This is a genomic window from Chitinophaga skermanii, from assembly GCF_003259335.1.
GTDB classification, from domain to species: domain Bacteria; phylum Bacteroidota; class Bacteroidia; order Chitinophagales; family Chitinophagaceae; genus Chitinophaga; species Chitinophaga skermanii.
In genome coordinates this window covers 70,982-92,500 of sequence record NZ_QLLL01000011.1, presented here as the reverse complement: position 1 = coordinate 92,500, position 21,519 = coordinate 70,982, and the positions used below count along the sequence as shown (strand labels likewise).

At 42.9% G+C, this 21,519-nt stretch carries 22 protein-coding genes; 10 read left to right on the top strand and 12 right to left on the bottom strand.

Annotated features, from left to right (window positions below):
* The first annotated feature begins 38 nt into the window (after positions 1-38).
* Positions 39-1,367, top strand: coding sequence for a Gfo/Idh/MocA family protein (locus tag LX64_RS23170; RefSeq protein ID WP_111600082.1), 1,329 nt, complete (start codon positions 39-41; stop codon positions 1,365-1,367).
* Positions 1,368-1,440: 73 nt separating this feature from the next.
* Positions 1,441-2,742, top strand: coding sequence for a D-alanyl-D-alanine carboxypeptidase/D-alanyl-D-alanine endopeptidase (gene dacB, locus LX64_RS23165; RefSeq protein ID WP_111600081.1), 1,302 nt, complete (start codon positions 1,441-1,443; stop codon positions 2,740-2,742).
* Positions 2,743-3,043: 301 nt separating this feature from the next.
* On the opposite strand, the gene LX64_RS23160 is transcribed toward dacB, so the two are convergent.
* The 3 genes from LX64_RS23160 to LX64_RS23150 all read right to left on the bottom strand — a co-directional run bounded on the left by LX64_RS23160 (position 3,044) and on the right by LX64_RS23150 (position 4,955).
* Positions 3,044-3,787 (bottom strand): hypothetical protein, encoded by a 744-nt coding sequence (locus LX64_RS23160; RefSeq protein ID WP_111600080.1) that lies wholly within the window; start codon positions 3,785-3,787, stop codon positions 3,044-3,046.
* An 84-nt stretch (positions 3,788-3,871) separates the two neighbouring features.
* Positions 3,872-4,579: a hypothetical protein gene (locus LX64_RS23155; RefSeq protein WP_148707433.1), complete on the bottom strand. Its 708-nt coding sequence runs from the start codon at positions 4,577-4,579 to the stop codon at positions 3,872-3,874.
* A gap of 61 nt (positions 4,580-4,640) precedes the next feature.
* Positions 4,641-4,955, bottom strand: coding sequence for a YbaB/EbfC family nucleoid-associated protein (locus LX64_RS23150; protein ID WP_111600078.1), 315 nt, complete (start codon positions 4,953-4,955; stop codon positions 4,641-4,643).
* Positions 4,956-5,073: 118 nt separating this feature from the next.
* Between LX64_RS23150 and LX64_RS23145 the strand changes: the two genes are divergently transcribed.
* Genes LX64_RS23145 through LX64_RS23135 form a run of 3 tightly spaced genes read left to right on the top strand, consistent with a single transcriptional unit; the run spans position 5,074 to position 8,727 of the window.
* The gene (locus LX64_RS23145) at positions 5,074-6,321 is read left to right on the top strand and encodes an NAD(P)/FAD-dependent oxidoreductase (RefSeq protein ID WP_111600077.1); all 1,248 of its coding nucleotides are present in this window, start codon (positions 5,074-5,076) and stop codon (positions 6,319-6,321) included.
* 29 nt (positions 6,322-6,350) lie between these two features.
* Positions 6,351-7,595 (top strand): NAD(P)/FAD-dependent oxidoreductase, encoded by a 1,245-nt coding sequence (locus LX64_RS23140; RefSeq protein ID WP_111600076.1) that lies wholly within the window; start codon positions 6,351-6,353, stop codon positions 7,593-7,595.
* Between the two features lie 13 nt (positions 7,596-7,608).
* Complete coding sequence (locus tag LX64_RS23135) at positions 7,609-8,727, top strand: DUF2891 domain-containing protein (RefSeq protein WP_245952797.1); 1,119 nt, start codon at positions 7,609-7,611, stop codon at positions 8,725-8,727.
* 52 nt (positions 8,728-8,779) lie between these two features.
* Here the strand turns inward: LX64_RS23135 and LX64_RS23130 are convergent, their stop codons facing one another.
* From LX64_RS23130 to LX64_RS23120, 3 genes are all read right to left on the bottom strand, one after another.
* Positions 8,780-9,670, bottom strand: a complete 891-nt coding sequence (locus LX64_RS23130) for a YitT family protein (protein WP_111600075.1) — start codon at positions 9,668-9,670, stop codon at positions 8,780-8,782.
* A 58-nt stretch (positions 9,671-9,728) separates the two neighbouring features.
* Entirely contained in the window at positions 9,729-10,865 is a 1,137-nt protein-coding gene (locus LX64_RS23125) for a formimidoylglutamase (RefSeq protein ID WP_111600074.1), read from the bottom strand.
* Between the two features lie 128 nt (positions 10,866-10,993).
* Positions 10,994-11,242: a hypothetical protein gene (locus LX64_RS23120; protein WP_111600073.1), complete on the bottom strand. Its 249-nt coding sequence runs from the start codon at positions 11,240-11,242 to the stop codon at positions 10,994-10,996.
* Between the two features lie 385 nt (positions 11,243-11,627).
* Here LX64_RS23120 and LX64_RS23115 point away from each other — a divergent pair, with 385 nt between their 5' ends.
* Positions 11,628-12,692: a glycosyltransferase gene (locus LX64_RS23115; protein ID WP_111600072.1), complete on the top strand. Its 1,065-nt coding sequence runs from the start codon at positions 11,628-11,630 to the stop codon at positions 12,690-12,692.
* Between the two features lie 78 nt (positions 12,693-12,770).
* Here LX64_RS23115 and LX64_RS23110 read toward each other — a convergent pair whose 3' ends face one another.
* On the bottom strand, positions 12,771-13,124 hold the full coding sequence (locus tag LX64_RS23110) for an arsenate reductase family protein (protein WP_111600071.1): 354 nt from the start codon (positions 13,122-13,124) through the stop codon (positions 12,771-12,773).
* A gap of 105 nt (positions 13,125-13,229) precedes the next feature.
* On the opposite strand from LX64_RS23110, the gene polA reads away from it, so the two are divergent.
* The 3 genes from polA to LX64_RS23095 all read left to right on the top strand — a co-directional run bounded on the left by polA (position 13,230) and on the right by LX64_RS23095 (position 17,961).
* Positions 13,230-16,058, top strand: coding sequence for a DNA polymerase I (gene polA / locus LX64_RS23105; RefSeq protein ID WP_111600145.1), 2,829 nt, complete (start codon positions 13,230-13,232; stop codon positions 16,056-16,058).
* A 118-nt stretch (positions 16,059-16,176) separates the two neighbouring features.
* Positions 16,177-16,710 carry a GNAT family N-acetyltransferase gene (locus tag LX64_RS23100; protein WP_111600070.1) on the top strand — a complete coding sequence of 178 codons (534 nt, stop codon included), beginning with the start codon at positions 16,177-16,179 and terminating at the stop codon, positions 16,708-16,710.
* Between the two features lie 105 nt (positions 16,711-16,815).
* The gene (locus LX64_RS23095; RefSeq protein WP_111600069.1) at positions 16,816-17,961 is read left to right on the top strand and encodes a C1 family peptidase; all 1,146 of its coding nucleotides are present in this window, start codon (positions 16,816-16,818) and stop codon (positions 17,959-17,961) included.
* Between the two features lie 56 nt (positions 17,962-18,017).
* On the opposite strand, the gene LX64_RS23090 is transcribed toward LX64_RS23095, so the two are convergent.
* Both LX64_RS23090 and LX64_RS23085 read right to left on the bottom strand, forming a co-directional pair.
* On the bottom strand, positions 18,018-18,350 hold the full coding sequence (locus LX64_RS23090; protein WP_111600068.1) for a hypothetical protein: 333 nt from the start codon (positions 18,348-18,350) through the stop codon (positions 18,018-18,020).
* Positions 18,351-18,359: 9 nt separating this feature from the next.
* Positions 18,360-18,977 (bottom strand): L-threonylcarbamoyladenylate synthase, encoded by a 618-nt coding sequence (locus tag LX64_RS23085; protein ID WP_111600067.1) that lies wholly within the window; start codon positions 18,975-18,977, stop codon positions 18,360-18,362.
* 163 nt (positions 18,978-19,140) lie between these two features.
* Between LX64_RS23085 and mtgA the strand changes: the two genes are divergently transcribed.
* Complete coding sequence (gene mtgA / locus LX64_RS23080; protein WP_111600066.1) at positions 19,141-19,866, top strand: monofunctional biosynthetic peptidoglycan transglycosylase; 726 nt, start codon at positions 19,141-19,143, stop codon at positions 19,864-19,866.
* 43 nt (positions 19,867-19,909) lie between these two features.
* On the opposite strand, the gene LX64_RS23075 is transcribed toward mtgA, so the two are convergent.
* The 3 genes from LX64_RS23075 to LX64_RS23065 form a co-directional block, all read right to left on the bottom strand.
* Complete coding sequence (locus tag LX64_RS23075; protein ID WP_111600065.1) at positions 19,910-20,356, bottom strand: RES family NAD+ phosphorylase; 447 nt, start codon at positions 20,354-20,356, stop codon at positions 19,910-19,912.
* 11 nt (positions 20,357-20,367) lie between these two features.
* Entirely contained in the window at positions 20,368-20,883 is a 516-nt protein-coding gene (locus LX64_RS23070; protein WP_111600064.1) for an antitoxin Xre/MbcA/ParS toxin-binding domain-containing protein, read from the bottom strand.
* A 120-nt stretch (positions 20,884-21,003) separates the two neighbouring features.
* On the bottom strand, positions 21,004-21,519 hold the full coding sequence (locus tag LX64_RS23065; protein WP_111600063.1) for an AAA family ATPase: 516 nt from the start codon (positions 21,517-21,519) through the stop codon (positions 21,004-21,006).

Below are 21,519 nucleotides of genomic sequence, written 5' to 3'. Positions count from 1 at the left end.
TTCACCAATCGGCCGTATACCGGCACAAAACAGTTGTCATGGATAACTCAAATCAAAATTTCCACAAAAGCCGCAGGGCTTTCATGAAACAATCTTCTTTAATCGCTGGAGGCTTAATGGCCGCGCCTTTATTCTCTTCTGCGAATTATTTCTCTGGTGCCGATGACGTGATCAAAATTGCTTTGATCGGTTGCGGTGGCCGTGGAACAGGTGCCGCTGTACAAGCGCTTAGCACTACGCAAAATGTGCAATTAGTAGCAATGGCCGATGCCTTTGCCGACAGAATTGCCAGCAGTTTAAGTAATATCAACGAAGCATTGGAAGGCAAAGCTAACCGTGTAAACGTTGGAGAAAATAAATTCGTAGGCTTCGATGGCTATAAGCAAGCCATAGCTTTGGCCGATGTGGTTATTTTAACCACCCCTCCAGGCTTCCGCCCTATTCACTTCGAAGAAGCCATTCGTCAAAACAAGCACGTATTTATGGAAAAGCCGGTAGCTACTGACCCGGCAGGTATTAAACGTGTATTGGATGCCGCAGCTATCGCGAAACAAAAGAAATTGAACGTTGTAGTTGGCTTACAAAGAAGGTACCAGAACTCTTACCGCGAGTTGTACAAACGTTTCCAAGATGGTATAATCGGCGATATTTTATCTACACAGGTTTGGTGGAACCAAGGCGCTTTGTGGATGAACCCGCGTAAGCCTAATCAAACCGAAATGGAATACCAAATGCGTAACTGGTATTACTTCAACTGGCTTTGTGGCGATCATATTGTAGAGCAACATATCCACAATATTGATGTGAGCAACTGGTTTATGGGCCAGGCGCCTGCAACAGCAGTAGGTATGGGTGGCCGTGCAGTACGTACGGGCAAGGAATATGGCGAGATTTACGATCACCACTATGTTGAGTACCGTTATAAAAACGAGGTGGTTATGAACAGCCAGTGTCGCCACTGGAAAGATGCCGCTAGCCGTGTAGATGAGGAGATTGTGGGTACAAAAGGTCGTATTATCGGCGACCGCGCTGTTATCCTCGATCATAAAGGCAAAGTGTTGTATCAATTCGATAAGAAGAAAGAAAACAACCCTTATCAAACCGAGCACGACGAGTTATTTGCAGCCATCGCGAAGCGCGAATACAAATTTGCAGATGCAGAGCGTGGAGCAGAAGCTACATTATCGGCGATAATTGGCCGTATGGCTACTTATTCAGGCCAGGTAATTCCTTACGCACAAGCCTTAAACTCTGGTATCGATATTCACCCGAAAGTGTATGCATTTGATGCGCCACCGCCGGTATTGCCAGACGAAAACGGTTTCTATGCGTATGCTAAACCAGGCGTAACGAAGTACTTTAGTTAATAAAGAATATTAGATATATTGTGCAGCAGCCTCCCAAGGGCTGCTGTTTTTTATTGGAACGAATACCATCCACATGAGATATAAGCATATACTACTGGCGGCCTTGTTATTGGGTACAGGCGCTGCACATGCGCAAACGAAGCAAGTGAAGAAATGGGCAGAAGAAATGTTAGAAAGCAAGGCATTGGCAAATGCGCATACCGGGGTATATATAGCAGAAGTAGGCGAAGCAAAACCCATTTACGCTTACCAGTCGAACAAATTCTTTCAACCCGCCTCTAATACTAAACTCATTACCCTGTACACAGCGCTGCAACACTTGGGCGATTCGTTGCCCACCGTGCGGTATTATGAGAATGATACAGCCATTTGGTTAAAAGGCATGGGCGACCCTACGTTTTTGCATCCCGATTTTACCTATCAACCATTACTAGCGAAGCTAACGGCTACGTATAAACGTATATACTTGGTAGCGGGTGTGAATGAGAATGAACGATTTGGACCGGGATGGGCTTGGAGTGACTATGCAGATTATTATCAACCCGAGCGGAACGAGTTACCTGTATATGGCAACATTACTTGGATAAATTGGAAGAAGGGTGAACTGAATTACTACCCGAAATTCCCCCTTCGCGTGGAAAAAGATGTAAAGTTCACAGCCCCCAATGCCGGCCGTAACGAGCGTACGAACGAATTCTATTTTCAATACAACCCTAACGACACTTCCTCATTAGAAGGCGAAGTACCCTTTATAACGGGCACTTTAGCCGATGTAGCCAAGTTATTACAAGACACGCTGAAAAAACCGGTACATGTATACAGCACCTTGCTTCCTACATCATTATCAACACAAATCCTCTACAGCGTACCATCCGATTCAATGCTAGCACCCTTAATGCAACACAGCGATAACTTCTTCGCAGAGCAAACATTGATGATGGTATCGTCGAAACTACTGGATACTATTTCCACCCGGAAAGTAATACAGCAAATGCTGGCTACTTCCCTTGCCGATTTACCACAGCCACCACAATGGGTAGATGGCTCCGGTTTATCGCGTTACAACCTGTTTACGCCGGAAGATTTTGCTGCCGTATTGCAGAAAATGTATGCTGCCTACCCTAAAGAGCGTTTGTATCAAATTTTACCGACCGGCGGTAAAGGAACATTACGCGCTTACTTTAAGGAAGCACCCAACGCAGTACATGCAAAAACGGGAACGCTCAATGGCTGTGTAGCCTTAAGCGGTTATTTAACTACTGTTAAAGGCAAAACCTTGGTGTTCAGCATTTTAGTCAACAACCACCACGATACAGCTACAAATGTGCGCCGTGCTACGGAAGCATTTTTGATGAAATTGTATAAATCGTACTGATCTCAAAACCGTTATATCTCCGTGATAATGATTGCTATTATGAATATAGGAATAGCTTATATCGTGTGTGGGCTTGGGTCGAGATAGGCAAAAGATAGGCTTTTGATAGGGTAAAGATAGGCTGGTACTAGGGTTTAGATAGGGTAAGGATAGGCTAGAGATAGGCAGAGGATAGGCTCGGGATAGGCTCGGGATAGGCTAGCTAACTAAATTGATACTAGCAAACATATACAGCGTAATACAAAAGAGGCCTAAAGTGGCCTCTTTTAAGTTTATATCTATTGCGATCGAAAAATGAGCATTATGGAATGAAGTAAGACTTCAAGCGCGTGGTATCGGTGCCGGTGGCAATCTCTAGTATACCGAAGCCTTGTGCGAAAGAAACGGTATGATAAGGCGTTTTAGAGCCATCGGAATTCAACCAGCTGGTTTCTACCACCTTTACGTTTTTAAATACCTTTTTACCGATTGTTTTATTCACATTGTTACCTACCAATTTGAAATGGTATGTAAGGTTCCATACGCCGAATTGTACAGTTTGGTTCCATTCTGTTTGTGTTTCAGATAGGTACATCACATCCATAAGGTAATGGGTTTTTGCGCCATTATTGCTTACATCAATCCAATCTTCTAACTGGTAATAAGACTTAGTATCGTAGCGGGCGAACACGGTAGAATCCCAAGTGCCTTGTGTACGTTTCATGGTAATATATTTCACACCATCTACGGTGCTATCGGCAATACGCTTGGTAATGATAGAATCGTAATAATAACGATCGCCTTGTGTAGTAACAGAGAAGCTTTCGTAATTGAGTTGCATGCCAACTTTATAAGGCAAGTAAGCACCATCGCCCGTAACGGGAGGAACGATTGTATCGAGGACTACGCCGCCTGGGTTACCGGGGTTAGGAACACCGGTTGTATCGGTACCACCGCCGCCACCCGGGTTATTCCCACTATTGGCTTCGATGATGTCAGCTTTTGTGCAAGCTACCGCTACCACCACAATGGCAGTAAGTATGAGGGATAGGGTTCTCCACTTCATAAAGGATAGGTTTTGCTAACAAAAGTACACATTTATATTTTTTATAATAGATGTTTTTTTGTCTAGCTATAAACCTGTTTATTATCAGTCGTTTATATGATAGCTTTTGATCCGCGTGGTATCTGTTTCCCTATCGGTTTCTATTTCGCCTACTAATGGAGCGTAGTAGCTGGTACTAAAATAGCCGGATTGTTCTGGGAAGCCGGTTACTGTAAACTTGTAATCGGTTCGTATTTGTATTACGTTTTGGAAAGTATCGAGGTGTACGACCTTTTGCATCCCGGTTTGTTCAATCTTGTAGTAGAGCACGGCTTCTGCGTTGCCGAACACGGTGGCCGCTCTTATGGTATCGTTCCATGCTGTACCTACTAGCTGGTCGACGTACAAATAATTCAACACAAAGTAATCATCTACCCCTATCCCCCTCCTATTACCTTTACCCAACCTGAAGTAGGCGCCGTTATTGCAATGTTCGTACACGGTATCAATACCTACAGACGATTGAACGAGGATACGCGTAAAACGGGTATTGTTGATGCTGGTATCTTTATCTACTGTAGCAGTTTCGGTGAATACTTCGCCGGTGTTTAAGATAGTTTCGAGGGTACTGGAAGAACCTTTGCCATAGAGCCTGTAATTACAATTGCCGAGGTCGACTTTCGCGGAGCCTTCGATGCTTTTTTCTTTTTTACAGGCGAACCACAATAGGCATGTACATATAAGCGTAGCGGGGATTTTCAACATGGTTACTCTCATGCCTGTAGGAACAAACGCGTTGTTTTGTTTGTTCACGCCGGGGCATAAAAAAGGCACAACATTGCATGCTGTGCCTTGTAGAATAAGTTATGGGGCATTAGAGGCCCGGGATACCCATACCGCCGAACATGCCACCTGCAACACCTTTCATCTCGGTTTCCCAAGTGTTCTCGGCATTTTTCAAGGCACGGTTCAATGCAGTTATCGTTAAATCTTCTAGCTCTTCTTTACGATCAGCGCTACATAAGGAAGGATCGATCTCAATACTTTTCACTTCACGGCTACCCGTTACTACCACTTTCACCAAGCCTTCACCCGCTTCAGCTTCTACCGTAATGTGTGCTAAACGTTCCTTTGCTTCTTGCATTTTTTGCTGCGCGCCTTGCAGCTTTCCCATTAAATCGCCAAACATATACGTTGATTTTTTGTAAAGATAATGCCAATTCGTTTGACAATAAAACCAAGCCTTCACGGCTAATTTTATTACTTTCGTTCACCCGGAATTAGTTCAGTAAATAGGAAATCAATCTATGCAAAACCAATTACGTACGCCCGTTTGTATTATCGGGGCTGGTCCTGGTGGGGCCGCAGCTGCCTTACAATTAGACCGTTTAGGTATTGACCATATTATTGTGGATAAAGCCGTTTTCCCGCGCGACAAGGTGTGTGGTGATGGACTAAGCGGTAAGGTAATTACCTGCCTCGACCGTATCGACCCCGCCATCGGCGAACGCTTCAGGGCCACCACTTTCAAGCAGGAAAGCTGGGGAGTAACCTTTGTTTCACCCGGCAGGCACGGAATGGATGTTCCTTACAAACCGGAATATAACAAAGCGGAAGACCTACCCATGGGCTTCGTATGTAAGCGAATAGATTTTGATAATTTCTTAGTAGAAGAACTGAAACGTAATACACACACTCACTTAATGGAGGGAGTAACCATTGAATCGTACGAGAAAACGGGGAATGGTTATGTGTTGAAGGATAACAAAGGTGCGTATGAAATTCATGCCGATTTACTGATTGTAGCCAACGGTGCGCATAGTACGTTTACAAAAAACGTAGCCAACATCCATATGGAACCGAAGCATTACGCGGCGGGCATCCGTGCGTACTATAAAAATGTAACTGGTTGTAATGAAGATAGCTTTATTGAACTTCATTTCTTACAAAGTTTACTACCCGGCTATCTTTGGATTTTCCCTTTACCCAATGGCGAAGCGAACGTTGGATTAGATATGTTATCGGACCATGTGCGGAAAGAGAAGGTGAACTTGAAGAAGTTATTACAAGATACCATTGCACAAGATCCCGTGTTTAAAGAACGCTTTAAAAATGCGGAATTAACGAGTACTATTGAAGGCTATGGCCTTCCATTAGGTAGCAAGCAACGTGTAATTTCCGGTGAGCGATATATGTTGGTGGGCGATGCAGCCTATTTGATCGATCCATTTACGGGTGAAGGTATTGGGAATGCTTTATACACTGGCCGTTTCGCCGCCGAGAAAGCTAAAGAAGCCTTAGAACAAAAGAATTTCAGTGCCGCGTTTTTAGCCACGTATGATGAGCGGGTATATAGAGTTTTGGGTTCGGAACTCAAACTCAGCCATCGTTTACAGCAATTAGTAAAATACCCTCGCCTCTTCAACTTCCTAATGAAATTGGGTACAAGGAACAAGCAATTGAAATCGTTGATTTCATGCATGTTTTACGAGATTGATGTGCGGAAAAAACTCACGCAGCCTTCGTTTTACTTTAAGTTACTACTGAATAGATAATCTTGATATAGAAAAGCCAGCCAACCACTATGTTCATACGAACACAAATATGCATTATTGGTGCCGGTCCAGCTGGGGCCGCCGCAGCGCTACAATTAGATCGATTGGGTATACCTTCTACAATTGTAGATAAAGCCGTTTTTCCACGCGATAAAGTATGTGGCGATGGGCTAAGTGGTAAAGCCATTACTGGCTTAGAGCGTATTGATGCCGCTATTGTTGAACGATTTCGTCAACAATCGTTTGTACGTGAAAGCTGGAGTGTGAGTTTTATTGCACCATCGAGGGTAGATATGAACATGGCATATGCGCCATTGGTTCGCAATAATGAAAAGCTAGCACCCAGCTTTGTTTGTAAGCGTGTAGATTTTGACAACTTTTTGGTAGAGGAACTGAAGCATAGTGCCAATGTAACACTACATGAGGGCGTGAATATTTCTGCATATACCCTTACCCCGGAAGGCTACGAGTTACGGGATAAAGCCCGGGATATTACAATCCTCGCCGATCTCGTTATTGTTGCTAACGGTGCACATAGCCAATTTTCAAAAGAAGTAGCCGGTTTCAAAATGGAACCGAAACACAATGCTGCCGGTCTCCGTGTATATTACGACGGTATCGAAGATTTGAAAACAGATGGGGCCATAGAACTCCACTTCTTATATTCTGTATTGCCCGGCTATTTGTGGATTTTTCCACTGCCCAACGGCGAAGCTAATGTGGGTGTTGGTATGCTAACGCAAGCCGTTACAAAGAAGCGCATCAACTTAAAAAAGTTATTACAAGACACTATTCAACACGATCCAGTTCTACAGAAACGGTTTAAGAATGCAGTTGTTAAAAGTACCATCGATGGTTATGGCTTGCCCTTCGGCAGCAAAATACGATCGCTTTCGGGAGATCGTTATATGTTGATAGGCGATGCGGGGTTTTTAATTGATCCTTTCTCTGGAGAAGGTATCGGCAATGGGATATACTCTGGGCGATTAGCCGCCATGCAAGCGAAAGAGGCGATTTCTCGGAACGATTATTCGCGTAATTGCTTAGTGGAGTACGACCAACGGTTGTATAAAAGTCTTGGTACGGAGTTAAAACTTAGTCACCGCTTACAGCAACTCGTTAAATATCCCCGCTTATTAAACTGGTTAATGAAGTTAGGCGCCAATAATAAGCAAGTCAACGAGCTAATTACTTGTATGTTTTATGATATTGACATCAGGAAAAAACTTGCAAAACCATCATTCTACTTTAAATTACTCTTCAATAAACCTTGATCTATATTTCCCTATGAAAAGGAACAGCTTATTTAGATATACCATAGGTGTAGCCATGTTGATGGCTTCTCATACTGCCATGGCACAAAAGCCGATGTACGAAGCTAAGAATGGCGGCTTAACGCTTACCACGGAAGGAGCAGCACATTTATCTACGCTCCCGTTGAAATGTATGCAACAGCCTTACCCATATAAAACAGGCATTGTTTACTCGGATAGTTCTTTGTTGGTAGCACCCAGCAATTACCATCCGGCGTTTTATGGTTGCTTCGATTGGCATAGTAGTGTACATGGTCATTGGATGTTGGTAAAGCTTTTAAAAACCTTCCCCAACTTGCCACAAGCCAAATTGATTCGCCAGAAGCTAGCAGAAAACCTCACAGCAGCGAATATTCGCAAAGAAATTCAAATCTTCCATAACCGCGAGAACCGTGGTTTCGAGCGTATTTACGGATGGAGTTGGTTGTTACAATTAGAAACAGAATTACGCACTTGGGAAGACCCATTGGGCGAGGAATTAGCCGATAACGTACAACCGTTGGCCAACCTCTTCTCTACTTCTTACATAGCATTCTTAAAGAACTTAGCGTACCCTATCCGTGTGGGCGAGCACACAAACTTAGCCTTTGGCTTATCGCTGGCTTGGGATTATGCGCAGGAAGCATACGACGAACCTTTATCCAACGCTATTAAAGCAGCCGCCATGCGCTTTTATGCAAAAGATGTAAATGCTCCTGTTACCTACGAACCTGGTGGTTACGATTTCTTATCTCCAAGTTTAGAAGAAGCTGACCTTATGTGGCGTATTCTTCCAGCGGCTGATTATAAAGTATGGTTGAAGAAATTCTTACCTGGCTTGTTCCAACAAAACATCACCATCTTTGAAATAGCAGAAGTACGCGACCGCACCGATGGCAAATTGGTGCATTTGGATGGATTGAACCTGAGCCGTGCTTGGTGTTTATTTAATATTGCAGAACATACGGGCGCACAAGCTCCGGCGATACGAGCATTGGCAGTAAAGCATTTAGAAGCAGCTTTCCCGAATGTAGTGAGTGGTAACTACGCAGGCGACCACTGGTTAGCATCCTTCGCGGTATACGCGTTAACAGCATCTAAAAACTCGAAGTAATTAACTTATTGTGTATAAAAAAGGCGCTATCGAATGATAGCGCCTTTGGTTTTTAATGATGTGTAGCGCGGCGCTTAATCATACCGCCTTTCGTATCGTTAATATTATGTTGCACAATAAATGCCTTCTCGTCTATCTTCTCTATTTCATCAATAATTTTATGCACCTCTAAGCGGGTTACTACGGTGTATACGATATCTATTTCATTATCGGTTTCTCCTCTTTTGCCATAGCCGCTTTTTCCTTTAAAAACAGTTACCCCTTTTTTAAGTTTCAGCGTAAGTGTTTTCCGGATTAGTTCGCTTTGATTGGATATAACCGTAAGGGCAATGTACTCTTCGAAACCTTGGATAACAAAGTCGATCGTTTTTGAAGCGGCCATGTACGTTAACATGGCGTATAGCGCTGTTTCTACGTTAATCAATAAAGCGGCAACGCCAAATAATACCACGTTGAAATACATAATTACCTCCCCTACACTCAACACTGTTTTTCTATTTACATACAACGCTAATACTTCTGTTCCATCGAGTACGGCACCACCACGCACACTCATTCCAATACCGGCACCTAAGAAGAAACCGCCGAATAGCGCGATGAGTAATTTATCGTGGGTAATGATAGGTACTTTGATGAACACCAAGCTGGTAGCCAATGCAGAGATGGCGATAATGGTTTTTATCGTGAAGGCTTTCGAGAGTTGTTTATAAGCGAGTAAGATGAACGGGATGTTGATTACAACAATCAATACAGAGATCGACCAACCAGTTAGCCTATTGACTAACAAAGAAATCCCCGTTACGCCACCATCCAAAAAGCCATTCGGTAATAAAAACCCTTTTAAACCAATAGCCGCCAGCAGCACGCCGCTGGCTATGAGTAGCGCATCTTGTGTATTTTGTATAAGATTAATCCGTGCAATTCGTTCCTTGCGTTGCGACATAATTTTTCCGATTTAGTTCCACTATAAAACTATGGCTCGCGTTGTACAATTGCAAATGTTATGAACGCTCTTGCGAACGAAGCCAACGTTCCGGGATTTCGTTATTGCTTGCTAATAGGTAATCGCTGTAAGCGCACGGGATATAGGTGTTATCGGGTAATTGCATCCACCAACGACCTGTTTTTTTGCTCTTTAAAAAAGTAGCATGAATATCGGAGAACGCGATATGGAATTCTAGGAAAGATTCTCTTTCATGTAACATCGCTTCCTTATTTCGAACCGATCGGCCATCCATAAAGTACCACATCATCTGCGCTATTTGCATGGCTGTTAAGCCATCTTTATCCTTCTCGTGTTGATAACCATATACACCGAAAGTACTCATCTGTGCACTCATGCCCGCATAACGACTAATAACGCACGCTTCTTCACCTGTAAACCCATTCGGCGATAATGTATTAGCTGGCGCATCGGCATGCCTAATGGCGCTAATATCGAAGCTAAACATATCGGTATTACGCAGTACGGGTTCTATATCGTCTAAGTTTTCACGGATGCGTCCTAAGCGGTAGCAATCGAAGCGGAGTTTATCGAGGGTTTCCAACATGCGAGGCTGCACGAAGTAGCTTTGGAAGCCAACATGATTGTAGTGCCTGATGTAATTAGGTTGCTCTGTGAATAAGTCCATCAAGAAGTTCTGCGAACGATTGGGTGAACCTTCATGCAAATCAATCAATGCATCGGCTACTGTTACTTCGATGATATATTGTTTGGAAGCGTAAGCTTTGTATTGAGCGTACGTGAGGTCGTGCGAACCACCTAGTATAATAACAATCTTTCCTGCGTCAATCATTTCTGTAACAACAGCAGTAAAGGCCGCGTAGGCATCGCCTAGGGTTTTACCTGTCAGTAAATTACCCAAGTCGGCGAGTTTCACATCGCTATGCCAGTGGTATAATTTGTAGAATGCTGCGCGGATAGCGTCGGGGGCATTGTTAGTACTATTCCGCAAACTGCCTCGTTCTTCTCCTGCTCCTAATAGAATGATATCGGCAGATGAAATATCAGGCCACGCGCCTTCTTCATAGGCATCAATGGTGGCACCAATTTGTAGGTCGCTGTATTCGGTATCGTGGTTTAGTTCCCACTTTGAAATAGGGGCAACATAGTCTTGCAGTTGCGAATGATCAAGCATATCACAATCTAGGTTTGTTCTATAGCAAACCTACAACAAGAATTTAATAATTGGATAGTACTAAGAGAGTTGACAAAAAATTTCTGTGCAGTGGGTGTACGGGACAATAGGCGGTTTGTTATAAACCGTTAGTTTTTGTGAATAATAAATTCAAATGGTTTTGGTGCTTTTCTACCGAAGGCTTTTTCAAGCAAAGTGCGTTTACTACTTACGCGGCGCTTGTTACAGTCGGCCACTTCTGTGGCGGTAGCAATAAAATCCATTGTTTCTACGTGTGTAAGCATATCGGAGATCTGCTTTACTTCGAACTGGATTTGTTGCTCACTGTAGCGATCTTCATGTAGCAAGATTAATAAATCTCTTTCTACAGGCTTCATGTACTTAAAATTTGAAAGTTCTCTGAATTGGTAATCGTCGTTGAATAGTTGACATCAATAGGTTCTTACAGATATAGGCTCACAAATTTTTTATTGTTACAAAAGATACAACTCTAATGCATCTTTTTCTTACTGAAGGTCGGGCAACCGCAATCGTTCTTTTTAAATACACCGCAACCTTGAGACAAAATGCTTCCGCAAAGTAACAATACAAAGATCCACTTTATTCTTTTCATATCAGTTTAAATAATTCGTCTAAGTTATCCTTTCTAGCCAGTCTTGAGAGAGTTTACCTTTTCTTAACAATGGTCAAACCTAAATTAAGCTATTTTCGCAAATAAAATTTATTTTTTTGTCAACATCTTACCAGGCGCCAAAAAAAGTTTTGATAGTCCCACTGGATTGGGGATTAGGTCACGCTACTCGCGACATTCCACTCATCTACGAACTATTAAACGCCGGCTGTGAAGTGATTATTGCGGCGGAGGGAAAACACGCTGCTCTCTTACAACAAGAGTTCCCTAACATCACTATCCTACCGCTCCCCGGCTACCGTATTCAATACGCTCAAAAAGGTATCTTCTTCGGTTGGAAAATCATTCAACAAATTCCTAAAATATATAAGTCGGTGACGTTCGAAAACAACTGGCTTAAAAAGGTGGTGAAAGAATATAAAATCGACGCTGTTATTTCTGATAATCGTTTCGGTTTATACCATCCTGGGATTCCTACTGTTTTTATCTCCCATCAATTATTGATAAAAACCCCGTTTGGCGGACCTATCGAGCGTTTACTGCAAAGAATCAACTATCGTTATATCAACCGGTACACTGCATGCTGGGTACCTGATTTTCAAGGCGAAAATAACCTTTCCGGGGAATTAGCGCATCCCACGAACCTACCAAAAAATACGGCTTACTTAGGATGCCTAAGTAGATTCGTAGAGAAGGAAAACGTGGAGAAAAAGTATGACGTATTAGTACTTATTTCTGGTCCAGAACCACAACGCACAAACTTCGAACAGTTGGTGCTGGCCCAAATCAAGGATTTACCTATTACCGCGTTGATTGTCAGCGGCAAACCAGGAGAACCCTTCGAACATGAAATTTCACCCGGTATTCAGCATATTAACCACCTCGATGCGGCATCCCTCAATGATGTGATGTTGGCGAGCGACTTGGTAATTAGCAGAACTGGGTATACCACTTTAATGGACTTGGCAAAGCTGGATAAAAAATCTGTTTTAGTGCCAACGCCCGGGCAAAGCGAACAAGAATACTTGGGTAAATATTTCATGGATAAAGGCTACGCGTATTGTTTACCGCAGCACCGCTTTAACTTACCGGAAGCCCTCCGTTTAGCACGCACTTTCAAGTTCCGCTCTTATAAAAATAATGGCGATATGAACGCTTACAAGAAAATCGTACGCGATTTCGCCGAATCTTTATAAATCATCAATATTCAAATAAAAAAGCTGCGACATCTTTAATGGATCGCAGCTTTTTGTTTATATATCAATGAATTTAATTTATTGCAAAGCGGATTTTAAGGCTCCCACAGTTTTAGCATCGTTCCCAATAAAGATCTTTTTACCAATAATGGCTACGGGTCTTTTCAAGAAAGAATACTCTTCCAAGATCAAATCCCGGTAATCGTTCTCGCTTAAATTCTTTTCATGTAAGCCCATTGGGCGGTATTTCTGCGAGCGGCGGCTAAACAATGCTTCGTAGCTACCTGCTAGCTTGTGCATTTCATCTAATTGCGACGGGGTAATTTTCTCCTTCTTGATATCTTGTAATTCCACACCTTTCGCTACCGCATCCACCGCTTCGAGGATCTTTTTGCAAGTACCGCAAGTTGATAAATGATAGATCTTTTTCATCCAGTAAAAGTAAAGATTTTTGTTAAACCCAAGCCGCCAGCTACTCCTCCCCCGATGTTGATATTTCCCGTTAGCTTGCAATACTTTTCTACGTATTTTTACCGCATGAGTAAAAAACTATTCCTGCTCGATGCAATGGCCCTCGTGTACCGTGCTTATTACGCGTTACTTAGGAACCCGCGCATCACCAGTAAAGGTCGTAATACCAACGCCCAGTTCGGTTTTACAAGTACCTTGTTCGATTTAATCAATAAAGAAAAACCTACCCATATAGCTGTGGCTTTCGATACGCATGCGCCTACCGAACGCCATACCGATTTCGAAGATTATAAAGCAAACCGTGAAGAAGCGCCGGAAGATTTAATCGATGCTTTGCCGGATATTAAACGTATCATCGAAGGGTTTAACATTCCCGTTTTAGAATTGGATGGTTACGAAGCAGATGACATAATTGGCACCGTTGCTTGGCAAGCTGCCGATGCAGGGTACGAAGTATATATGGTTACGCCTGATAAAGATTATGGTCAGCTCGTGCGTGATAATATTTTCATTTATAAACCACCAACAGGTGGCGGCACCGTGGAAATCATGGGCCCGAAAGAGGTGTGCGATAAATGGCAGATCAAACGGGTAGATCAAGTAATTGATATATTAGGTTTGATGGGTGATGCTGTGGATAACATTCCAGGTATTGCCGGTGTAGGTGAAAAAACGGCGATGAAGTTATTAGCGGAATACGATACGTTGGAAGGCGTATTGGAAAACGCGGCAAACATTAAAGGTAAGCTGGGCGAAAAAGTGTTAGCCGGTAAAGAAGCCGCTATTTTATCGAAGAAATTGGCGACCATTATCACCAACGTTCCGGTTGAGTTCCACGAAGAAAATTATTGCATTAAGGCAATGAATAAAGAGGTGTTAAGTGAAGTGTTTGCTGAATTGGAATTCCGCGCACTCGCAAAACGCATCCTTGGCGAAGGTTTTACAGATTCTTCTATTACGCCTAGCGCTCCAACCGCTGTACAACAAGATCTTTTCGGAAATCCTGTTGCTACAACCGCCGCTCCAGCTGCTGCCGTTGCTACAAACGACGAGCCGGCTGAACAAATTGGGTTAGTAGCTGATAAAAACATCGACAATACCCCGCACAGCTATCACCTCGTTGGTACGCCCGAAGAGCATGTTGAGTTATTACAACAACTCCTCCAGCAAAAAGAAATCTGCTTCGATACAGAAACAACAGGTACCGATGCAAATAACGTAGAACTGGTAGGCATGAGTTTTTCTTTCACGCCTACTGTTGCCTATTACGTGCCATTCCCGGCCGACCAAAACGGTGTACGCGATATCCTCCATACCTTCAAGCCTATTTTCGATAAAGAAGATGTAACCTTCATTGGTCAAAACTTGAAGTATGATTTGATTGTGTTGAAATGGTATGATGTAGAAGTAAAAGGTACCATTTTCGATACCATGCTCGCTCACTACCTAATTGAGCCGGAAGGTAGAAGAAGTATGGACTTACTCAGTGCTCAATACCTCGGCTACGCTCCAGTTTCCATTGAAACGTTGATCGGTAAAAAGGGTAAAAACCAAGGCAATATGCGCGACGTACCCGTGGAAAAAGCAAAAGACTATGCCGCAGAAGACGCCGATATTACTTTGCAATTGAAACACAAGTTTGCGCCTATTGTAGATGCGAAAGAAGTAGGGAAAGTACTGTACGAAGTGGAAAACCCGCTTGTAAAAGTATTAACCGACATGGAAGTGGAAGGCATTTCTATTGACACGCAAGCTTTGGCCGATTATAGTGCTGAACTACAAACAGAAATCCAACGCGCAGAAGAGTCTGTATACGAGCAAGCTGGTGTACGTTTCAACCTCGCCTCGCCAAAGCAATTAGGCGAAGTGTTGTTCGAAAAATTACAGCTCGATCCGAAAGCGAAGAAAACCAAAACCGGTCAATACGCCACGGGTGAAGACGTACTACAAAAGCTCTCCTCTAAACATAAAATCGTAGAAGACATTCTCATCTTCCGCGAATTAACCAAGTTAAAATCTACTTACATCGATGCATTGCCAACGATGATCAACCCACGCACCGGCCGTGTACATACGTCGTACAACCAAGCTGTAGCTGTAACGGGCAGGTTAAGTAGCAACAATCCCAACTTGCAGAATATTCCTATTAGAACAGAGCGTGGCCGCGAAATTCGCAAAGCTTTTATTCCCCGTAGCGAAGAATTTACCCTCGTATCGGCGGATTATTCGCAAATCGAATTACGCATCATTGCCGCGATCAGCGAAGACGCCAATATGCTGGAGGCTTTCCGTTCCGGGTTAGATATTCACACGGCAACAGCCGCGAAAGTATACGGCGTAGAGATTGCCGATGTAACTGGCGACATGCGTAGAAATGCGAAGAGTGTAAACTTCGGTATTATCTATGGTGTGAGCGCCTTTGGATTAAGCGAAAACTTAGGTATCCCCCGTGCTGAAGCAAAAATGCTGATCGACAACTATTTCCAACAATACCCAGCTATCAGGCAATACATGCAAGACCAGGTTGAATTCGCACAACGCACCGGCTACGTGCAAACACTGCTAGGCCGTAAACGTTGGTTAAAAGACATCAACTCTTCGAATGCCGTGGTACGTGGTTTCGCAGAGCGAAACGCGATTAACATGCCGATCCAAGGAACGGCCGCCGATATGATTAAATTGGCGATGATCCGTATTCACAAAGCGATGAAAGCGCAAAACATGCGTTCAAAAATGTTATTACAGGTACACGATGAATTGGTGTTTGATGCCTATTTACCTGAATTAGATATACTGAAACCGCTTATTATAGAAAACATGAAAGCAGCCTTACCGCTTAACGTTCCCATAGAGGCGGAAGTGGGAACGGGCAAAAATTGGTTAGAAGCTCACTAAAACCATTTATACAATGAAAGCAACCGGCAATCTTTTATTTCACGTAAAAAATTGCCGGTCAATGCAATATGGCTGCACGCCGCTTGTTTTTCCCAAATCCCTTTATTAGTTTTCGCTTATGATTGAAACCGCACGGTTGCAATTGCTGCCTTGTACTTTGCAACATTTTGAAGCATTTTTTCACGGGAACGACGAACTTAGTAACATCTTAGGCATAGAAGTGCCGGAAAATTGGACAGAATTCCCCGAAATGATTATCCTAGCGTATGATAAATTACGCAACGACCCCAGCATGCTTGGCTGGTTCTTTTATTTTGTTATTCATAAAACCGACAAAAAAATTATTGGCACCGGCGGCTTTAAAGGTCGACCCAGCCCGGAAGGCGTGGTAGAAATTGGCTACGAGATTTCCGAAGATTACCGCGAAAACGGTTATGCTTCAGAAGCGGTAGAAGCCTTTATACGCTTCGCTTTCCACCATCAATATGTGAACAAAATCATCGCACACACGCTAGAAGAATATAATGCCTCGGTGAAAGTTTTACAGAAAAACGGTTTACACTTTGCAGGCACAGTGAACACTACAGACGGCGGCATCTTATGGGAATGGCAAATTTCCCGGGAAGCTTATGCCGAAAAGCATGTATTATAAATTTCCCTTGATTTAGTTTTCCACTTATCCCTTTTTCACTTGCCGAAAAAGGTGTGGATGCCTTATTTTTGGTTTTTACGACATTTTTCTAAACTTTAAAGGATAATGAAGAAATTGCTGTTGAGCGCTGCAATGTTATGCAGCTTAGGCGCGTTTGCACAAACCACCGTTACAAATAAAGAAGGTAGCAACTACAAGTTTACCGTTATTAAAGACGCAGAAGCTACTGAAGTACAAAACCAAGGTCAAACCGGTACTTGCTGGTCTTTCTCTGGCCTTTCTTTCTTCGAATCAGAAGTTCTTCGCAACGATAAAAACAAGAAAGTGAACTTGAGCGAAATGTTCGTAGTTCGCAGAATGTACCCGTTGAAAGCCGCTAACTACGTGCGTATGCACGGTAAAACCAACTTCGCAGAAGGTGGTGGCTTCCCAGATGATTTATTATGCTTACGCGAATTCGGCCTCGTACCACAAAGCGTATACGATGGCAACCGCGTAAAAACATACAACCACAGCGAAATGGTAAACGTATTGGAAAATATGTTAAAACCATTGGGTGCTGCTAATAATGTAAACCCAAGCTGGACTAAAGCTGTAGAAGGCACGCTTAACGCATATATCGGCGACGCTCCTGCTACATTCGACTATCAAGGCAAACAATACAACCCGCAATCTTTTGCGAAATACTTAGGCTTGAATGCAGATGATTATGTAATTATCTCTTCTTTCACGCACCACCCTTTCTATAGCCAATTCGTATTGGAAGTTCCTGATAACTGGAACTGGGAAAAAGTGTACAACGTTCCTTTGAACGAATTCACCAATATCGCAGAAACCGCTGTTACCAACGGTTACACCCTTGCTTGGGCTTCTGATGTTAGTGAAAAAGGCTTCAACTACCGTGATGGCTTAGCGATCGTTCCTGAGAAAGATTGGGCTGATTTAACAGAAGCTGAACGTAAAGACATCTTCACTAATCCAGCGAAAGAAAAAACCATTACGCAAGAACTCCGCCAGGTTGCTTTCGATAACTACGAAACGCAAGATGATCACGGCATGCACATCACTGGTCTTGTAAAAGATCAAAATGGTAACAAATACTTCAAAGTGAAAAACTCTTGGGGTACTACTAACCAATGCGGTGGTTACTTCTACGCATCAGTTCCTTACTTCGCGTACAAAACAACCTGCTTCATGGTTAACAAAAAAGCCATTCCTGCAGATATCGCGAAGAAAATGGGTATTAAATAATTGGATACTTTCTTATAATGAAAAGGTCTCTATGTAAGTAGAGACCTTTTTTATGCTTAATACTTTCCTTCTTTCCGATCAGTATACTCCAAACTGCCGAGCCGCATGCGTAAAGGGATACTCGTTTGCTTCTGCCACTCCCATTCCTGCTTACAGAAATACCCAAAATGCTGCTGGTAATAACTTTCCGCTAACTGTTGATAAGCCGGTGAAATAGCCCCGACAAAGATGTTCGTATTCCTACTATAAGGCACATACTGTTGCAAGGCAGATTTTTGCTGTACATAATGTACAAATCCTTTATAAGGATTCGCAATAGGTTCAACCGATTGCCCTCTCGCAATGTAAGTCGCCCCCATCATCAACAATATTATCCACACCTTCTTCATACCTTAAATTTACAACAAGTCTTCAAAACTACCGGCACCTTCGCGGATCAATTCTGGTTCTGGGCCCGTACAGTCCACAACGGTGGAAAAAGTAATACCACCGGGGCCGCCATCGATCACGATATCCACCAGCTTCCCGAATTTATCGTGGATAATTTCAGGATCGGTATACTCTTCAATGTAAGTATCTACGGGTAAGGTGGTACTTACAATTGGGTTATCAAGTTCTTTCACGATGGTTCTACAAATTAAGTTATCCGGTACGCGGATACCTACAGTATCGCGCTTCGTTTTTAACAACTTCGGTACTTCCCTGCTCGCTTGCATGATGAATGTATAAGGACCAGGGATAGCTTTTTTCAACATACGGAAGGTGGGCGTGTTTACACTTTTCGTATAGTCGGAGAGGTGACTTAAGTCGCAACAAATAAAAGAGAATTGTGCTTTCTTGGGGTCTACTCCTTTTATGCGGGCCACTCTTTCTATGGCTTTGTGTTGCATGATATCACAGCCCATCCCGTACACAGTATCGGTTGGGTAAATGATTACACCCCCATCTTTCAAACATTCAATAATTGTTTTCAGGTGCCGCGGGTTTGGATTTTGTGGGTGAAGCTCTAGTAACATAATTTAAACCTACAATTTTTTACTGTAATAAATTCCTCTACCACTCTAACAATCACAGCTATTTCATTGTTGCTCGCCGTGATATTGTGAAAATACTACGATGATTTTTGTACACTCACATGATATTTTTTTACCTTTCGCTAAATTTTGAAAATCATCTTGGATGAAGCTTAAAGGCATTGTTCCTCGCATTTGGCGAAGGCTCAAAAAAGTATTACTCGTTCTATTTGTCGCACACTTACTGTACATCATCGCCACCAAGTGGGTCAATCCCCCTATTACCATCACACAAATATCGAGCTGGTTTAGTTTATGGGGCACCGATAAATCCCTACACGCAAAATGGGCCAATTACAACGAAATTTCTCAACACGCTAAACTCGCTGTCATAGCCAGCGAAGACCAACTTTTCCCAGATCATGACGGCTTCGATTTTAAATCCATCGAAAAAGCCATGAAGCACAATCAAAAGAGTAAAAAACGCCACGGTGCTAGTACAATTAGTCAACAAGTTGCTAAAAATGTATTCTTATGGCAAGGTGGTGGCTGGTTCCGTAAAGGACTAGAAGTGTATTTCACTTTTATGATTGAAAAGATTTGGGGGAAAGAACGTATTCTTGAAGTATATCTCAACGTAGCTGAAACAGGTGAGGGTATTTTCGGGGTACAATCGGCGGCAGAAATGTATTACCATACCAACGCATCCAGCCTCAACCGCGAACAAGCGGCTATGATTGCTGCATGCTTACCAAACCCAATTACTTACACTGTAGTTCCACCGGCACGTATTACGTTAAACCGGCAACGTAGAATTTTGGTGCAAATGCGCAATATCGCGGCCGATCCCGATATCATTGAATTGGTGACGGGGAATAAGCCGAAAAAATAGTTTTGTAAAGGGTGTTTCGAAAGGAACACCTTTTTTATGGCTCCTAACGTAATTGTTCATCGAATAAAAATTCATTCACACTAATAACTTTGATGCTATCAAAATCTGGATGTTGACTATTGATGATGTAATTGAATTCTTGGGGAATGATAGCAGAAGGAACTTTTAGAATAGGCGATTCTTCTCTTTTATACCAAGCATCACCTATGCTTTGCGTTACACGGTAATCGTGTGGTTGGTTCCATTTCGGCGGAAGGTCTAAGCCCGGGTGTTCTGTAATTTTTAGCTTTCCGGGGATTTCAATCTGTATCAATGCAAAATGGTCGTTAAAACCATACCCATTCCTCCGGTACATACTTTCTAACGCGGCTAATGCAACGCTGCCTGCTGTGTACAACACTTTTTTGCCAGCCGAATTCCACCTTCCATTTAAGCCTGGGGCAACGAGGTGGTTTGTAAATTTCTTAGTTACTACCCTATAAACAATCATCGAAACTCGTTTTATATGGCGTAACCATGGGTAATACGATCCAATTCTTCAGCTACCAAGTCGATTCCGCCGGGCGTTACTAAATAAGCAATAGGTACAATTTGCCCCGCTTGAGGTTTCGTAAGCCAACCATGGAATTCATTCAAGTTTCCCAACACCTCCTCTCCTTTTCTAAAAAGAGCGATCAGCTTTAGTAGGTGTTCGCCTTTCACCGGTTCTAAGGCTTTATTAGTTTCGCGGTAGTTTGAAATAGTTTTGGAAGATGTATTGATAAGATCGGCTAGTAATTTATCCGGTACATCTATTATACGTGCAAATGCATAGAACACATCTGTTTTTACTCCTTTTAAAGCCATAGACACAATCGTACGTGGCTGCGCAATGTATTTTTCAAACTTACCTTCTAACGATGTTGCATGACCGTTATGGTGCCATGTTGTTTCGCTTGTAGGGTGCGTTATATTGCTTTGACTTGGAAGCACAGACTTTTTATTCCCCTTCGGGGAATTGTTTGGGATCGACGTCATACATGTAAGAGAAAATGGGGTATTAAATAATTAACACTATTAAGGTAAGAAATAATTCCTTTTCAAAAGAGAAGCTATACCAACAAAAAAGAGCGGGCTTTCACCCGCTCTTCTAATATTCTATTTCAATGAATCCATAAAGTTAATGGCTGTTCTCAATCGCTCGTCGTAATCGCCGCGGATATCTGCCCATGGCAGTCCGCTGTTAATCACAATGTCGCGGTAAATATTGTAGAAGTATGCACGCGCCTCTGGTTCGGGATGCTCGCGCTGGGGATCGAACGACCAGGGGATATCGATGTAGGTTAAGAGGTAGCCATCGTATTGACGGTTAGCGATTAACTCCAAAATCTTGGCGTCGCATTCACCGTACTTGGCTTCACTCCACACTTTAATCACATGTAAATCCGTATCACAAACCAGCCAGTTGTTTGCTTGCTGGGCGAGTTCGTCTTCGCTGGCAAGTTGTCCCTTGGCAATGGTATACAAATCGTGTTGTTCGTACAGCCGGTTTAGTGCATCAATATATCCACGGGCAAACTCCGGCACCCAAACAGTGCCGTAATGTTCGGCTAATTGCGCGCTAAGCGTGCTTTTACCAGTCGATTCGCCGCCAATTACTACTATTTTCTTCAA

Coding starts and splice junctions, on each gene's coding strand:
- polA (WP_111600145.1), top strand. CDS start 13,230: ATGAGTAAAAAACTATTCCTGCTCGATGCAATGGCCCTCGTGTACCGT.
- LX64_RS23125 (WP_111600074.1), bottom strand. CDS start 10,865: ATGCTTGATCATTCGCAACTGCAAGACTATGTTGCCCCTATTTCAAAG.
- LX64_RS23085 (WP_111600067.1), bottom strand. CDS start 18,977: ATGTTACTAGAGCTTCACCCACAAAATCCAAACCCGCGGCACCTGAAA.
- LX64_RS23120 (WP_111600073.1), bottom strand. CDS start 11,242: ATGAAGCCTGTAGAAAGAGATTTATTAATCTTGCTACATGAAGATCGC.
- LX64_RS23100 (WP_111600070.1), top strand. CDS start 16,177: ATGATTGAAACCGCACGGTTGCAATTGCTGCCTTGTACTTTGCAACAT.
- LX64_RS23070 (WP_111600064.1), bottom strand. CDS start 20,883: ATGACGTCGATCCCAAACAATTCCCCGAAGGGGAATAAAAAGTCTGTG.
- LX64_RS23110 (WP_111600071.1), bottom strand. CDS start 13,124: ATGAAAAAGATCTATCATTTATCAACTTGCGGTACTTGCAAAAAGATC.
- LX64_RS23135 (WP_245952797.1), top strand. CDS start 7,609: ATGAAAAGGAACAGCTTATTTAGATATACCATAGGTGTAGCCATGTTG.
- LX64_RS23140 (WP_111600076.1), top strand. CDS start 6,351: ATGTTCATACGAACACAAATATGCATTATTGGTGCCGGTCCAGCTGGG.
- LX64_RS23150 (WP_111600078.1), bottom strand. CDS start 4,955: ATGTTTGGCGATTTAATGGGAAAGCTGCAAGGCGCGCAGCAAAAAATG.
- mtgA (WP_111600066.1), top strand. CDS start 19,141: ATGAAGCTTAAAGGCATTGTTCCTCGCATTTGGCGAAGGCTCAAAAAA.
- LX64_RS23090 (WP_111600068.1), bottom strand. CDS start 18,350: ATGAAGAAGGTGTGGATAATATTGTTGATGATGGGGGCGACTTACATT.
- LX64_RS23130 (WP_111600075.1), bottom strand. CDS start 9,670: ATGTCGCAACGCAAGGAACGAATTGCACGGATTAATCTTATACAAAAT.
- LX64_RS23145 (WP_111600077.1), top strand. CDS start 5,074: ATGCAAAACCAATTACGTACGCCCGTTTGTATTATCGGGGCTGGTCCT.
- LX64_RS23170 (WP_111600082.1), top strand. CDS start 39: ATGGATAACTCAAATCAAAATTTCCACAAAAGCCGCAGGGCTTTCATG.
- LX64_RS23095 (WP_111600069.1), top strand. CDS start 16,816: ATGAAGAAATTGCTGTTGAGCGCTGCAATGTTATGCAGCTTAGGCGCG.
- LX64_RS23160 (WP_111600080.1), bottom strand. CDS start 3,787: ATGAAGTGGAGAACCCTATCCCTCATACTTACTGCCATTGTGGTGGTA.
- dacB (WP_111600081.1), top strand. CDS start 1,441: ATGAGATATAAGCATATACTACTGGCGGCCTTGTTATTGGGTACAGGC.
- LX64_RS23075 (WP_111600065.1), bottom strand. CDS start 20,356: ATGATTGTTTATAGGGTAGTAACTAAGAAATTTACAAACCACCTCGTT.